General features: G+C 41.3%; 12 protein-coding genes. 7 read left to right on the forward strand and 5 right to left on the reverse strand.

Annotated features, from left to right (window positions below; translation table 11 throughout):
• Positions 1 to 202 precede the first annotated feature (202 nt).
• Positions 203 to 1,411 (forward strand): putative glycoside hydrolase, encoded by a 1,209-nt coding sequence (locus EKQ44_RS00405; RefSeq protein ID WP_414491245.1) that lies wholly within the window; start codon positions 203 to 205, stop codon positions 1,409 to 1,411.
• Between the two features lie 36 nt (positions 1,412 to 1,447).
• Here the strand turns inward: EKQ44_RS00405 and EKQ44_RS00410 are convergent, their stop codons facing one another.
• On the reverse strand, positions 1,448 to 1,633 hold the full coding sequence (locus EKQ44_RS00410) for a hypothetical protein (RefSeq protein WP_237661553.1): 186 nt from the start codon (positions 1,631 to 1,633) through the stop codon (positions 1,448 to 1,450).
• 168 nt (positions 1,634 to 1,801) lie between these two features.
• Between EKQ44_RS00410 and EKQ44_RS00415 the strand changes: the two genes are divergently transcribed.
• A complete protein-coding gene (locus EKQ44_RS00415; protein ID WP_237661554.1) occupies positions 1,802 to 2,377 on the forward strand; it encodes a GNAT family N-acetyltransferase in 576 nt (191 codons plus the stop codon).
• Positions 2,378 to 2,440: 63 nt separating this feature from the next.
• Here EKQ44_RS00415 and EKQ44_RS00420 read toward each other — a convergent pair whose 3' ends face one another.
• From EKQ44_RS00420 to EKQ44_RS00430, 3 genes are read right to left on the reverse strand one after another with little or no spacing between them, the layout of a single operon-like run.
• Positions 2,441 to 3,172: an SGNH/GDSL hydrolase family protein gene (locus EKQ44_RS00420; protein ID WP_237661555.1), complete on the reverse strand. Its 732-nt coding sequence runs from the start codon at positions 3,170 to 3,172 to the stop codon at positions 2,441 to 2,443.
• 24 nt (positions 3,173 to 3,196) lie between these two features.
• The gene (locus EKQ44_RS00425) at positions 3,197 to 6,265 is read right to left on the reverse strand and encodes an efflux RND transporter permease subunit (RefSeq protein WP_237661556.1); all 3,069 of its coding nucleotides are present in this window, start codon (positions 6,263 to 6,265) and stop codon (positions 3,197 to 3,199) included.
• Positions 6,266 to 6,274: 9 nt separating this feature from the next.
• Positions 6,275 to 7,495, reverse strand: coding sequence for an efflux RND transporter periplasmic adaptor subunit (locus EKQ44_RS00430; RefSeq protein ID WP_237661557.1), 1,221 nt, complete (start codon positions 7,493 to 7,495; stop codon positions 6,275 to 6,277).
• Positions 7,496 to 8,057: 562 nt separating this feature from the next.
• On the opposite strand from EKQ44_RS00430, the gene spxA reads away from it, so the two are divergent.
• Positions 8,058 to 8,456, forward strand: a complete 399-nt coding sequence (spxA, locus tag EKQ44_RS00435) for a transcriptional regulator SpxA (RefSeq protein WP_010191975.1) — start codon at positions 8,058 to 8,060, stop codon at positions 8,454 to 8,456.
• Between the two features lie 134 nt (positions 8,457 to 8,590).
• On the opposite strand, the gene EKQ44_RS00440 is transcribed toward spxA, so the two are convergent.
• Positions 8,591 to 9,253 (reverse strand): TerC family protein, encoded by a 663-nt coding sequence (locus EKQ44_RS00440; RefSeq protein ID WP_237661558.1) that lies wholly within the window; start codon positions 9,251 to 9,253, stop codon positions 8,591 to 8,593.
• A 534-nt stretch (positions 9,254 to 9,787) separates the two neighbouring features.
• Between EKQ44_RS00440 and mecA the strand changes: the two genes are divergently transcribed.
• The 4 genes from mecA to pepF all read left to right on the forward strand — a co-directional run bounded on the left by mecA (position 9,788) and on the right by pepF (position 15,547).
• Positions 9,788 to 10,480, forward strand: coding sequence for an adaptor protein MecA (gene mecA / locus EKQ44_RS00445; RefSeq protein ID WP_237661559.1), 693 nt, complete (start codon positions 9,788 to 9,790; stop codon positions 10,478 to 10,480).
• A 101-nt stretch (positions 10,481 to 10,581) separates the two neighbouring features.
• Complete coding sequence (cls, locus tag EKQ44_RS00450) at positions 10,582 to 12,093, forward strand: cardiolipin synthase (protein ID WP_237661560.1); 1,512 nt, start codon at positions 10,582 to 10,584, stop codon at positions 12,091 to 12,093.
• A gap of 369 nt (positions 12,094 to 12,462) precedes the next feature.
• Positions 12,463 to 13,656, forward strand: coding sequence for a competence protein CoiA (locus EKQ44_RS00455; protein WP_237661561.1), 1,194 nt, complete (start codon positions 12,463 to 12,465; stop codon positions 13,654 to 13,656).
• Positions 13,657 to 13,732: 76 nt separating this feature from the next.
• Complete coding sequence (gene pepF / locus EKQ44_RS00460; protein WP_237661562.1) at positions 13,733 to 15,547, forward strand: oligoendopeptidase F; 1,815 nt, start codon at positions 13,733 to 13,735, stop codon at positions 15,545 to 15,547.
• The last annotated feature ends 245 nt before the right edge of the window (positions 15,548 to 15,792 follow it).

A 15,792-nucleotide genomic window follows, 5' to 3' on the forward strand; every position in this document is an offset into this window, starting at 1 on the left:
GAGACCGCTAGGAAGCTCCGCAAGCGCACTGCGGAAAGGGAAACCCAAAGGGGTGATTATCAAAGCGAGCAGCCGATTTGAGGCTAGTTTACTCTAGTACTCTAGGATTATTTTGCAGTAATTTGTTGAAAAAGGTAAAATTCTAACGATTTTCCAGTATAATAGAAGTAACACTTAAGAGAAGGGATTTTGAAATGGAATGATGAAAAAAATGATCGGTGGTCTGGTTGCAGCAGTCGGGATATTTGCCTTTAGTGGAACGCTGGCACAAGCAGATGAAGAAGTAGTGGAAGCGTCGAAGCATGCTACAAAAACAGTCCAAATGGAAGCCCGTGAACTGCCAGTATCCATGGCAAGGTTCGCTTTTGATTCAGGTTATACTTTTGCATACCCTGATGCTGTCAGAGGGATTTATGTTACAGGACACTCTGCAGGAGGGGAAAGGTTTCCGCGTTTGCTGGAGCTACTGAACAAAACAGACTTGAACGCAATGGTTATTGATATCAAAGATGATCATGGATACTTGACGTACATACCCGAGGAAGAAGATTCCCCATTCATGGATATCGCACAGCCGTATATCAAAGATCCAGCAGATATGATGGAAACATTAGAGGAGAACGAAGTATATCCAATTGGTAGAATCGTAGTTTTTAAGGATTCCGTTTTGGCGAAAGCACGACCAGACTTATCGTTTAAGGACAACGGAAAAGTTTGGGTGAATGGACGTGGAGAGGCATTTGTAAATCCTTTCCTAAAAGAAGTGTGGGATTACAATATTGATATAGCAATTGAAGCGGCGAAAATGGGCTTTCAGGAAATCCAGTTCGACTATGTCCGTTTTCCGGAAGGTTTTGAAAAGAGAGACACTTCTTTAGAGTACGGCTATGGTGAATACAAAGATTTAGATATGGACAATGTTCAGAAGAGAGTTGAATCGGTAACCGATTTTGTGGAATACGCAAGGGAAAGACTGGAGCCTTATAATGTACAAGTTTCAGTTGATATTTTTGGCTACACAGCTACTCTTCCGGAAGCACCAGGTATCGGGCAGAACTTCAGCCGAATATCAGAGCATGTGGATGTCATTTCTTCCATGATCTATCCGAGTCACTGGACTTCGTATTTTGGCATAGCAAAACCGGACACAGAACCTTATAAACTTATTGCGGAGTACGCTAAACTTGAAAATGCCAAGCTGGATGAACTGGAAAACAGACCGGTTTCAAGACCTTGGATTCAAGATTTCACTGCTACATGGTTGGGGGCAGGCAATTATATCCCATATGGACCAAAAGAGGTTGAAGACCAGATCCGTGCCTTAAATGAAAATGGAATTGACGAATACCTGATTTGGAATGCAGGTAATTCCTACACAGAAGGACTAGATTTTACACCCTTGAATGACTAACTATAAAAAGCTGCCTAACTAGGCAGCTTTTTTCAATTATTTGTTTTTTCCCCCGACACTTTTCCAGCCAGCTTGCATATTAGCCGACTTGTCAAAGCTTTCAGTTCCTTTTTTCCTGCCGAAAAACTTTTCCCCGATTCCATTTGTCAGTACTCCCATTACCGCAGTAATACCAATAACTAATATGGCTACGATCGTGAAATCAATAAAATATTCGATCAAATCATACATCCCCTTTAAAGTATGTAATCGTATACAAAAGCTTTATTCTTCTATTGTAGGCTATGTTTAAGAGAAAAGGAAGAGGGTATATTAACACTGAGGTCTGTTCAAGTTTGTTATACTTAACATGTACATAGATAATAAACGAAAGGGGAGTATTACAACATAATGAATTGGTATGAAAAATTGAATCAGTATTTTCCCGTGGAAGAGATGAAGTCTAGAGAGCACATGGAGCTTCTTTTAAAAGAAAAAGGGGATATATATCATAAAGATGAAGGGGAGCATCATGTGCTGATGTACGTAGAGCTCGAGAATTTCATTTTTATCGATTATTTGTTTGTTTCAAAAGATGCTAGAGGTATGGGCCTTGGCCATAAGCTGTTGGACAAAATGAAAGAAAAAGGGAAGGCAATTATTTTAGAGGTGGAGCCTGTCGATTATGAAGATACGGATACGGAAAAACGACTTCGTTTCTACAAAAGAGAGGGATTCGAGCATGCTTCTTCCATCGGATATCGACGCCGTTCGCTTGCAACAAACGAAGTGAACCCAATGGAGATCCTTTACTGGTCACCAACGGACGCAGGAGAAGAGGCTATCTATGAAGGGATGAAAGCTACGTACGAACAGATACATACTTATAAGGATAAAGAGCTATATGGGGAATCCTATGACAAAGTGGATCAAGTACTCACCTATGATGAAGATGAGGGCAATGAAGATATACTTGAAAAATTATAATGCACAAAAAAGAACTCCAGCTGAAGGAAGGCGAAAATTCTTTCCTTCAGCTGGAGTTTTTATTTACTCTTTATACTGTTCATAAGCAGCTTTCATCAATCGAACAATTTCGGAATACCCGATATCATTTGGATGAATATCTTCTTTCTTAATATGTGTCCACACCAATGCATTCCCCTTGAACGCATCATAAGGATCAATTACAAGTGTCTTTTCTTCCTCTGCATACTCCTCGATAAAGCCATTAAATAATGGGGCGTACTTTGCGCCAAGATCTGTCAGTTCATGTCCATCAGGATAGGGGTTGTAGAGACCTAGTAGGATGATGGTTGCATCAGGATTCAATTCCCGTAGCTGCTTGTATGTTTCTTGATAGGTTCTTTTTAGTATTTCCATTCGAAGGTTGAGTGCTGACTCATCTTCCCCCTCCGGTACAGAGCGGATGGTCTGTAGAAAGTCATTACCACCTATGGAAACAGATATGACTCCAGCTGTTTTCAAACGGTTTTGCAAGGCTTCATCGGCAGTAAGCAATGTAAGTAATCCGATGGAGGATAGGCCTGGTATTCCATAATTTTCAACAGTGACATTGTGGTCTTCACGCAAATATTTCGTGAACTGAGGTACAAACCCGTGAATGCGTAAATGATTCTCCTCAGAAGACCCAAGCCCTGCAGTCAATGAATCCCCTATGGCAATGTAAGTGATTTGCTTAGGGGATTCCGCTATTGCGGGAGGGTAGATAAGAAAGCTTGAAACAAGCAGTAATATAGTTAAACTCCATTTTTTCAGCATGTTCTTCATCCTCTCCCTAATTGGTTACACATCAAGCTTTTCCAACTTCTTTTGCCTTCTTTTTTCCTTAAACGTGTCAAATAGATAATAAACGGCCGGTATTAATATCAACGTGATGATGGTTGCAAAACTTAAACCGAATACAATAACGATTGCCATTGGCTGCTGAATCTCCATCCCTTCCCCGAAACCAAGTGTTAACGGGATGAGGCCGAGTATGGTGGTCAGGGCGGTCATGAAAATTGGTCGCAAACGAGTAGGTCCTGCGATAAGGATCGCATCCAAAGTCGTTTTGCCTTCCCTTTTCATCATGTTCACATAGTCTACAAATACGATGGCATTATTGACGACTATCCCTGTAAGTATGAGCATCCCCACGAGTGAGCCCACACCAAGCGGCTGAGAAGTGACAAGCAGGCCAAAGATGATGCCAATTATGGTTAAAGGAACTGCAAACATGATGATAAATGGATAGAAATACGACTCAAACTGGCCGGCCATCACCATATATACAAGTACGACAGCTAGTGCCAATGCGCCTCCAAGCTTGAAGAAAGCGTCATTCATTTGTTCATCTTGTCCACCGATCGTGATTTTATATTGGTTGTTCGGGATATAAATGTTTTCTTTTAATGTTTTTTCTACATCATCAATGACACTTCCAAGGTCACGATTGACGATGTCGGCATTGACTGTAATTTCACGGTTCCGGTTCGTCCTTGAAATCTGACTTGGACCTTGGCCTCTTTCTACCGTCGCAACAGCTTGAAGGGGAATGTTTTCTCCTGTCGGTGTATTAATCAACAGCTTTTCTAGGTCCTCAATCGAAGCCGTATAGGTATCTTCGATGGTCAAGCGGATATCCAACTCTGCTCCATCCCGGGCCATTCTCGTGGCAACCAAACCTTTCGTGGCGCTAGAGACGGCTGAGGCGATCTGTCCGCTACCAATACCAAACTGGCTGGCTTTCACCCGATCGATATCCACGACTATTTCGGGGTTGCCCTCCGTATAGTTTGACGTTGGCTCTCGGATTCCTTCTATTTCAGATAAAAGATTGACGGTATCGTCTGCTAAAGACTTAAGAGTGGTCAAATCCGGACCGGTTATACTTAAGGATACCGGGTTTTGGGAGAAACCTGAGTCTCCGGAGGAAAGGCGAATTTCAGCTCCAGGAATATTTTCAAGCTTTTGTCTGATTTCGTCTCCTATGACTTTATCAGAGCGACTACGGTCCGTTACAGGTGTTAAAAGAATACTGTAATTGGCTCGGTTTGTCTGTGTCCCTGCTGAAACGGAGAAGTTGTCTGTTCCCCCCACCGTAACAAAAGCAAGGTCAATTTCAGATATCTCTTCCAATCTTTCGTCTATTTCTTCCATGACATCATAGGTGGCATCAAGGGAGCTACCATCCGGTAATCTTACGGTCATGGAAATGAAGCTCTGATCCTGTTGTGGCAAGAATTCTTTTCCGATGAACGGTATGCCCGCCAAGGAAATCAGGAAAAGGATAAAGATAGAGGTTACTGTTTTCTTCGGGTTTCTTAATGTTTTTTCCAAAATGGACCGGTACCAATTGGTAAAGCCTGTAAACCGCTCTTCAAAGCGGGATGTACTTGTATTCACTTTTAATAAAAGAGAAGAGAACAAAGGTACAATGATCAATGCTGTAAACAAGGACGCAAGTAAAGAAAACGATACGACTAAGGCCAATGGTTTGAAAAGCTGAGCGGCCAACCCATCCACAAATACGATAGGAAGGAACACGATAACCGTAGTCAAAGTCGAAGCAATGATGGCAGGCCCGACCTCACTTGTCCCTTCGATGGCAGCATCCTTCATGGAATAGCCTTTTTGCCGCAGTCGATATATATTTTCGAGGATGACGATGGCGTTATCCACCATCATACCGATTCCAAGTGCAAGTCCACCCAAAGTCAATAGATTCAATGTTTGACCACTGAAGTACATGAAAATAAATGTAGCGACAATGGAAACAGGAATCGAAAATAATATGATTAAGGTACTGCGGATATTCCTTAAAAAGAAGAATAGGACCAAAGCTGCAAGCAAACTACCAACAATCATATTGGTTGCTACTGCACGGATGGATTTCTCGATAAATTCACTTTGATCAAATATTGGTTTGATTTCCACCCCTGGAGGAAGTGTCTTCCTGATTTCATCTAGTTTCTTCTCAATATTGTTTGCAACTGTCACTGTGTTACTTCCGGACTGCTTCAGGATGGACATCCCTACAGCTGGCTCCCCGTTCAAATAACTGAGCTGGGAGGTCGGCTGCAACGTTTCCTTCACTTCTCCGAGCTGGTCGAGCTGAATGACTCCTTTGGAAGTGGGGATGGGAAGTGTTTGAATATCAAGGATGGATTGATATTCACCAGTTATCCTAATCGGCAGGTTCTGATTCTGATCTGTCAGAGAACCGCCAGGCAGGTTTAAGTTTTCGGAAGCGATAATTTGCTGTAACTGATCTATGGAAATGTCAAAGGAAGACAAGGCGTTGGGATCCAAGGTGATCCTTACCTCATTTTCAGCTCCACCTTCCACAGAAATGGAGGCAATGCCATCCACGCTGCTCAATTGAGGTTCTATATCCTGTTCTGCCAATTGCTTTGCCTTTGTCATTTCCCCGGAAGGATCGGTTATGGCAAGCTGCACGATTGGAAGGTCGCTTGGATTAAAACGAAGGACTCTTGGAAGATTCGCACCAGGAGGCAGAAAGTCCCTGACAGAATCAATGCGCTCACGCATATCTAACGATGCAAAGTCCATGTCCGTACCCCAGGTGAAGGAGACGAGAACAAGCGACCCCCCTGTACGGGAAATGGATGTGACAGACTCCACATTAGGAAGAGTGCTCATGGCGTCCTCCAGTGGAGAAGAAATCAGATTTTCTATTTCCTCGGGTCCTGCCCCCTCATAGGTGGTGGTGACCGCTACGATCGGAAACGTCAGTTCCGGAAACAAATCGACCGGCATCCCGCGCATACTGACGGCACCGAGAATTAACATAAGTATAATCACCATTGACATGGCAATGGGACGTAATACGGAAAGCTTCGCTATTTTCATCTATTAGGTTCACTCACTTTGTTCTGATATTTCAGCACCGTCTTTTAAGCGTTCTTTTCCATTAACAGCTACTATTTGACCTTTTTTCAGCCCTTCAATAATTTGCATATATTCATTGTCTCTAAAGCCTGTGGTTACATCTTGTCTTACTGCTTTGTCTTCTTCAATGACATAAACATATGAATTGGTTTCTTCATATAAGATGGCATCCATCGGGACGACCGTCTGTGCTTCAAGGTTATCCACCGCGACAAAAGCTGTTGCCCTCATGCCGCCTTTAATGTCCAATTCGGTATTACTGATCGGTATCGTCACAGAAAACATATTGGTTTGTTGGTTAACTGTAGGCGAGACCGTTTCGATTTTTGATTCAAACGTCTCTGAAAGCCCTTCAAAAGAAATCGTTGCATCCTGACCAGCCCTCAACTTGCTTACTTGGTAACTGTTCACTTGAAAGGTTGCTGCGATGCTGTCTAATTGAATAATCGTACCAATTGGCACATTAGGGGAAGCAATACCATCAGCAACGACATTCAGCTCTGAAACAATTCCATCTATGGGACTCGTGATGGAGGTGGCATCCGCCATCTGCTGCGCCTGTTTCAACCCTTGTCGGGCCTGGTTCAGTTGCGCTTCCATTTCCATCGTATTAAACGTGGGTATCTGTTGGACCTGGCTTGCTGCATTCGCAAGTTGAGCCTGTTTCACCATGACATCAACTGTACTTTGCACCAAATCAAGTGAAGTGACGGCTCCAGTATCCACACCATCCAAAAGCGCTTGAGATTTTTCTAAACTTTGGTTTAATTCTTCTTGTAACTTGGGTATATCAGAAAGAGAGGCCTGATTCTCAGCTGCCTGCTGCATTTCTTTCATTTTAGAAAGGGCATTTTCCAGTTCTGTCACTGCACTCTGAGCTTGACTTACCTGCTCGGTTGCAGCTTCAGAATCCAATGAAACAATCAAATCGCCCTTTTTTACTATATCACCAATTTTTACATGAACAGATTCGACGGTAAGGGGGGAGGTAGTTAGGAGTGGTACTTGTGTTTCCGGTACAGCCAGTCCCACCAACTCAATGGTATTGCTGATATTCTTTTCAGTCACTTCAGCAACTGTAACCGGGATTTTATTGGTCTCTGTATTCTGGCTTGTAATCTCTTTCTGACTGCAAGCGGTTGAAAATAAGAGCACGAACATAGCTGGAAGCAGCCAATATTTTTTCAACATATATCACCTCATACTTATCTTGTCTAAATATAAAACTAACATGTATTACAAACCCTTACAATTACTAACTATCGGACGGTATTCGAAAGCGTTCAATTGTTACCACTTTGTGAACATACAAAAAAGAATAGAAACTAATTTCTTTTATATGAAACTTTCAACCACAACCAAACGTCTGAATATATGTAAGGCAAGCAGTAAGTAAAATTACTTAAATGGTCAATAAGATTTCCCCTTTAGATTGTAGTGCAAGGTGTGAGACTCCTGAGGGAGATAGCGGTAGCTTGAGACCCCGCAACGAAGTGAGGAGGCTCAAGCACCGCCCCTAGGAAAGCGAACACCTGGAATGGAAATCTAAAGGGAGTAAAAGCAGGAAAAATTTGAACATGTTGTGACAACTCGTCCGACTTTTAAAATACTATACCTTTTTAGTCGGAAATCGTGTATAATAAACAATAGATATTACTTCTTTAGAGTAATTTCAAATTGAGAGCGATTCACAATTAGAAACGTTCAGCATGTTCTCTTCGAATAATACTAGATAAAAAGGAGAGGAAAGTTCATGGTAACCCTATATACATCTCCAAGTTGTACTTCTTGTCGTAAAGCGAAAAACTGGTTAGAAGAACATAACATTCCATATACAGAAAGAAACATTTTCTCTGAGTCCTTATCCATCGATGAGATTAAAGAGATTTTACGAATGACGGAAGACGGGACAGATGAGATCATTTCAACAAGATCTAAAATCTTCCAAAAACTGAATATAAATGTGGAAGCAATGCCACTTCAAGAATTATATTCTGTCATCAAAGAACACCCAGGTCTTTTGAGAAGACCAATCATCATAGATGAAAAACGACTGCAAGTAGGGTACAACGAAGATGAAATTCGACGCTTCTTACCAAGAAAAGTAAGAACGTTCCAATTAAGAGAAGCACAGCGCTTAGTGAATAGCTAATATAAACAAAAAAACTTCTACATGCATGCCATGTAGAAGTTTTTTTATCCCTAAGCGTTGTCAGGAGACTCAAGCATTGTCTAATGGATAAGCGAACACCTGTAACGGAAATATGTGATAAAGCAGCAACATTTTCACCGAATCTTTAAAAGCTGTCTTTTAAAGACTCCAGTATAAACCAACAAACCCGCAATTAGTAAAAAAGGAAAGAACATTTGCCAGTCGCCTGCTGGAAGCATCACAGCAACCCGTGGCTCATTAATGATCATTTTACCGGCTGTGTAGCATAGAATACTTGCTCCAAAATAAATAATTATAGGATATTTCTCCATTGCCACTAATATAATCTTACTCCCCCATATAATGATTGGAATGGAAAATACCAAGCCAATGATTACCAAATAAAAATTACCGTGTGCAGCACCGGCAACTGCCATCACGTTATCGATTCCCATGACTATATCGGCAACCACTATGGTCTTAATGGCAACTCCGAGGGAGCTGCTGCCCTTTACTAGCACCTCTTCCCCTTGGTCCATAATAAGTTGTACAGCTATATAAATTAACAATATCCCACCAACAAACTGGAGAAATGGGATCGCTAAAAGGTACACTGCTCCAACAGTCAGTATGATCCTGCAAAGGATTGCCAGTAGTGTCCCAATGACTATTGCTTTGTTTCGATAACGTTCTGGGAGATTTCTGCATGCAAGTGCTATGACGATGGCGTTATCTCCGCCTAGTACAATATCAATACCTATTATGATAAGAATGGAAGTAATCAATTCTAGCTCCACTATATCGCCCCTTCTTGTCCCAGTCCTATATAAATATAGTGGTTTAAAAGGGATAATATGACTGATTATTTAATCACATTAGGCATTTTAACGATTTTTTAAATTGTGAGCATTTTTGTTTCCATTCTTCCTTTTTTTATCATAAAATAACAGTACAAGTATAAATCTTTATAGTACAATGTGCTTTATATATGTTGCGGTCATGGTACAGCTTAGAAGGCTGGGTACTTGAGGTCACAAATCGTCTCTAACCAGGATGCATACTATCTATGTTTTTTGCCTAAATGGACCGGAACCAACCGCATATGCTTTTCTTTTTGCATAGATTATAGGTTTACTCACTATGCTAAATGGATAAATTGAAACAATAAGGTATAAGAAAATTGTGGAGGGTCCCTTCCAAGGAAAGACGGAGGAAAATGAGGAGCGGACAATAAGAGACTGACATATCTCATGAAAAGCATTTATCAATATGAGGTTTGTTCGAAAAAGAGCACGCTAATCATTTACCTATTCAGAAGGGAGTTGTTAAGAATGGAAATAGAACGTATCAATGATCATACAGTAAAGTTTTACATTTCATATGGTGATATAGAGGAGCGCGGATTTGACCGTGAGGAAATCTGGTATAACCGTGAACGCAGTGAAGAACTATTCTGGGAAATGATGGATGAGGCACATGATGAAGAGGATTTTATGGTGGAAGGACCACTATGGATCCAGGTTCAGGCCCTTGATAAAGGGTTGGAAGTCATTGTTACCCGAGCGCAACTTTCAAAGGATGGGAAGAACTTTGAAGTCCCAGTATCAGATGATAAGCGAATTGACATTCCAGTCGATGAAAGAATAGAGGCACTCCTGGACCAACATTTCAATTCCGCGGCAAAAACTGAAGAATCAAAGGACGAAAAGTTGGATGAGGAAAAAGATCTTCTTCAGTTCATGGTCCGATTCAAAGATTTGGAGTACATCATTTCTGCTAGTCATCGTCTGCAACACCTAGAGAATCTCAATAACGATCTGTACTTCTATGAGAAGAACTACTATCTCTATGTTGATTTTTCAAGTGAACACTATACCGATGAAGAAATCGATAATGTGTTAAGTGTATTACTCGAATTTGGGGAAGAATCGGCCATCTCCATTCACCGTCTGCAAGAGTATGGATCGGAAGTTGCCAAGGATGACGCAATGAAGGAAATGACCAAACATTTTCCTTTAAAATAATGGAAGACCGATTTCACGATGTTGAAATCGGTTTTTTTCAAATTCAGGATAGTTTAATTGATTAGAGCACTTTTGCTTTTGGATGAGGAGATGAGATTCATTTGAAAAACACCATTCGGGTTATAGTATTTATTTTAGTCATCGGGGCAATTTTATTCGCCACTCAAGGTCTTTGGGAAGGATGGCTACTCGGATCCATTTCCGTATTTTTTACGATATCCGTCGTTTTTATTGCTTTCTTAATCTCACTTGAAAACCGACACCCTACGAGAACGTTGACATGGCTTGTCGTTCTTGGAAGTTTCCCTGTCCTTGGTTTCTTTTTTTACTTGATTTTTGGAAGAAATGTAAGGAAACGAAGACTATTCCAAAGAAAAGCATTACTAGATAAAGAAGTGCTTGAAGAGGTGGAAGGATCAAGGGAGTATTCAGAAGAAGATATGCGTCTTCTTGATGAAAGCAAGAAAATGATGTTCCAATTGTCGCAAAACATTGGCAGAAGTCCCATTTCCTTTGAGACAGAGACCGTGGTACTGACAAATGGAAATCAGACCTTCACGAAAATACTGGAGGAAATCAGCAAGGCAAAACATCACATTCATTTTGAATATTATATTGTTAGGGACGATGAGATCGGCACACAGATAAAGGAGTTACTCATCGAAAAGGCTAAAAGCGGCGTGCAGGTAAGGTTTCTATTCGACGCAGTGGGCAGCTTCCAATTAGGGAGTAGATACATAAAGGAACTTCGTGCTGCAGGAGTGGAGATCATCTCCTTTTCTCCAGTCAGGATACCAGTATTCAATAACAAAATTAACTTCCGTAATCACCGCAAAATAATAGTGGTGGATGGGGAGGTAGGATTTGTGGGAGGACTGAACATAGGGGATGAATACCTTGGACGGGATGATTACTTTGGCTTTTGGAGGGACACGCACCTTTATGTGAGAGGGGAAGCAGTAAGGACCCTTCAGCTCATTTTTTTGCAGGACTGGTATTATGCAACCGACGAATCCCTCCTTACCCCAACCTATCTGACCCCAACACCTGCCGATGAGAAAAAACATGGCGGCGTTCAGATGATAGCGGGGGGACCGGATCAGGAATGGGAAGTAATTAAGAGCTTATATTTTTCCATGATCACTTCTGCAAGAAAGTCCATTTGGATCGCATCTCCTTATTTTGTACCCGATGACGATATCTTTACCGCTCTCAAGGTGGCAGCTTTAAGTGGATTGGATGTAAGGTTGCTTGTACCGAAAAGGCCGGACAAGCGAATTGTCTATTATGCTTCCAGATCCTATTTTCCTGAAATGATGGAGGCAGGTGTGAAAATCTTTCAATATGAAAAAGGATTTCTCCATAGCAAGGTAGTGATTGTAGATGATCAAGTTGCTTCCATCGGGACTGCCAATATGGACATGCGAAGCTTCCATTTGAATTTCGAGGTGAATGCTTTCCTTTATAATACGGATAGTGTGGAGACACTGGTGGAGGATTATGAGCAGGACCTGCATGATGCAAAACCGATTGCGAAAGAGGTATTCGCAAACCGTCCATTTTATCAAAAGGTGTTTGAATCCTTGTCACGATTGGCGTCACCACTACTATAGGTTTATGCTATAGGCAAAAAATAAAATGCCGAATTTCCCGGCATTTTAGTGTGTAGACAAAATCCAAAAATGATAAAATTCTCTAGTTGATCGCAGTGGAAGGAGCGGAGACTCCTGCGGGAGGAAGGGACAGGGAAGACCCCGCAGGGCGTAGCCCGAGGAGGCTTCTGGACCGCCCGCGGAAAGCGAAGCTCCTGCCACGAAAATCAACTTTTCCAACAGATAACCTAACTAATTTATAGTTTGTCAACAGTCTAAAATGCTGGATTTCCCGGCATTTTATTTTTTTTGAAGTTTTTTGCAGGAATTTGTCTTATGATGACGAAAAGAAACAGAGGAAAGAAAATTTGAATAGGAAAGGGTGTTTACATGTTTGTTGCCAAAAAGAGAGATGGTTCCTACTTTTCCCTCTTGGATTGTAAAAGAATAGACGAGTTGGAACGTATCACTAAAGGGGAATCCTTTTATTGCCCGGCCTGTAATAGCGCACTTTTACTTAAACAAGGTCAGGTCCGCCGAATCCACTTTGCCCATCAGTTTAACTCCTGCACAGCATCCTCCGATCCCGAAAGCCCATATCATCTTGAGGGAAAAGTTAAATTATATGAAAGTTTCCTTCCATACAACCAACCAATTCTAGAACATCACATTCCGAACACCAATCAACGCGCAGATGTATACATGGAAACAGACTATGGCAGATATGCTTTTGAGTTTCAATGTTCTAACCTTTCTGCAGCAGATTTCAATAGGCGCACAAAACTCTATGAAAAAGAAGGGATCCACCCTATCTGGATCATCGGACGCCAATTTCTGGTGCCGCAAGACAGGAACGTTTCCCCGCTCAAATTATCACCCTTTCAATGGCGGTTTCTCCAAAGGCCTTCTCCACAAAGTCCACCATTCATCTTGAGTTTTTGTCCAAAACGTTCCATGTTTTCCTACCACCGACCTATTTTCTCCATTAATAGTTCCACCACGTATTTGAACTCTCAACCAAGTGAACATTGGTTAGAGAAGCCCAACTTTATAAAACAACACTCTCCATTATGGAAAGAGCACTTCCTTCACTATAAAAAGAAATGGAGGTATCAATATTCGTTTTATAAACCCCACCAGAAACTTAGAAGTTACTGCTACGGGAAGATGACAATTCCCTTGTCCCTTTTCCCGGCAGAAATTGGTCTCCCGGTATCATCCTTTTATCATATCCACACTTCCCTTATTGAATGGCAGGCATGGTTATATTTTGACTCTATCTACCAAGCTCCTACTTTTTCATTGATCCACTTATCTTCTGTGTTAAAAAATTTCCGTTTCCGTTTAAAGGCTTCCGATATTACATTAAGAGATTTACCACTGGTGAAAGCAGGTTCCTATGAGGATGCGATTGTGGAATATATGAATGTTTTAGTGGAAATAGGTGTGTTAAAAAGAGAAACGCCAACGATCTACCGTGTGCTCCAAATGATTTTGCCTCTATCATCATTGGAGCAAGCACATTTACAGGACCGGTTAGTTCTGGAAAGCTTGTTAAGAACAAAACAATCTACCGATTATTAAAAGAAAAAAGGGAATACTAAGGTAGCGTCGAATAATTAATAAGGATGCACTTTTTATTTTCAAAGGGGGTTTAACAATGGCGGAACAAACTGCTGTTAAGAAACTACAAGAACGAAAAGAAATTTCTGTGGAAGATACATGGAGATTAGAAGATATTTTCTCAAGTGATGAGGCTTGGGAAAAAGAATTTCAAGAAGTAAAGGGTATGATTGCAAAAATCAAGGATTATGAAGGCAAGCTTTCCGAATCCGCAGATACCTTATACGAAGCATTGCAATATCAAGATTCGATTTCCAGTCGATTAGGAAAACTCTATACATATGCCCATATGCGTTATGACCAAGATACGACCAATTCTTTCTACCAGGGATTGAATGATCGAGCGACAAACTTGTACACACAAGTGGCAAGTGCCCTATCTTTCCTCGTGCCTGAAATCCTTACGATGAAGGAAGAGGAAATCACAAAGTTCCTTCAAGAAAAGAAAGAGCTAGCGCTATATGAGCATTCCTTGGACCAAATCAACCGTCAGCGCCCACACGTATTATCTGCTAAGGAAGAAGCGCTGCTTGCTGAAGCATCCGAAGTATTATCAGCTTCCTCCAATACATTCGGCATGCTCAATAATGCCGATATCACATTTCCGTCAGTAAAAGACGAGAGTGGGGAAGAAGTAGAAATCACTCATGGCCGTTATATCCGTTTCCTTGAAAGCGAAGACCAAGAAGTACGAAAAAATGCTTTCAAAGCGGTATATGAAACATATGGACAGTATCGTAATACGTTTTCAAGCACACTTGGTGGGGCTGTGAAAAAAGACAACTTCCAAGCTAAGGTAAGAAACTATGATTCTGCCCGTCAGGCTGCATTAAGCAACAATAATATCCCAGAAACGGTCTATGACAACCTGGTGAATACAATCAACAAAAATCTTCACTTGTTGCACCGCTATGTGGATCTACGTAAAAAAGTCCTTGGCGTAGAAGAGTTGCATATGTATGACCTTTACACACCACTTGTCAAAGAGGCAAACATGAATGTGTCGTATGAAGAGGCGAAGGATTACTTATTGAAAGGCCTTGCACCACTTGGACAAGAATACCTTCATATTGTGAAAGAAGGCTTTGACAACAGATGGGTGGACGTTCAAGAAAACAAAGGCAAGCGATCTGGTGCATACTCTTCCGGAACATATGGTACAAATCCATATATCCTGATGAACTGGCAGGACAATGTGAATAACCTGTTCACACTTGCCCATGAGTTCGGACATTCCGTACATAGTTATTACACAAGAAAAACACAACCATACCCGTATGGAAACTACTCTATCTTCGTAGCGGAAGTTGCTTCCACTTGTAACGAAGCATTGTTAAATGATTATTTGTTAAAAACCATTGATGACGATAAAAAACGTCTATACTTGTTGAACCATTACCTAGAAGGGTTCCGTGGAACGGTATTCCGTCAAACGATGTTTGCTGAATTTGAGCACAAGATTCATGAGCTTGCTCAAAATGGCGAAGCATTGACTGCCGACCTGTTAACAGAAACTTACTATGAATTGAACAAGAAATACTTTGGTGAGAACATCACGATTGATGAGGAAATCGGATTAGAGTGGGCGAGGATCCCTCACTTCTACTACAACTATTATGTGTACCAATATGCAACTGGGTACAGTGCAGCAACGGCGCTAAGCAAGCAGATCCTAGAAGAAGGACAGCCGGCCGTTGATCGTTATTTGGAATTCCTAAAAGCGGGAAGCTCTGATTATCCAATTGAAGTGCTGAAAAAAGCTGGAGTGGACATGACTGATTCTAATCCAATCGAAGAAGCGTGCAAAGTATTCGAGGAAAAGTTGAAAGAGATGGAAGAGTTGCTTTCCTAATAAGTACGAAAGGAACCACCTTATGCCAGGATATTTCTGTGCTGAGGTGGTTTTCTTTTTTAAAAGGACGGGAAAAAGAAACTATTTAAACCCTTTAAAACGTCGCTGGTTGTTCAATAATGCAATAAGTAAAAACAAAGAAAAAAACAACAAAGGGGAAGTCAAATAGATGGGGTACAGCTTCATGAGTCCAAGGACATTAATAAAGAGGCTGAACAGAATAAAGGCTATGCAAAGGATGAAGG

The sequence above is a fragment of the Sutcliffiella horikoshii genome, assembly GCF_021991925.1.
Taxonomy (GTDB): domain Bacteria; phylum Bacillota; class Bacilli; order Bacillales; family Bacillaceae_I; genus Sutcliffiella_A; species Sutcliffiella_A horikoshii_F.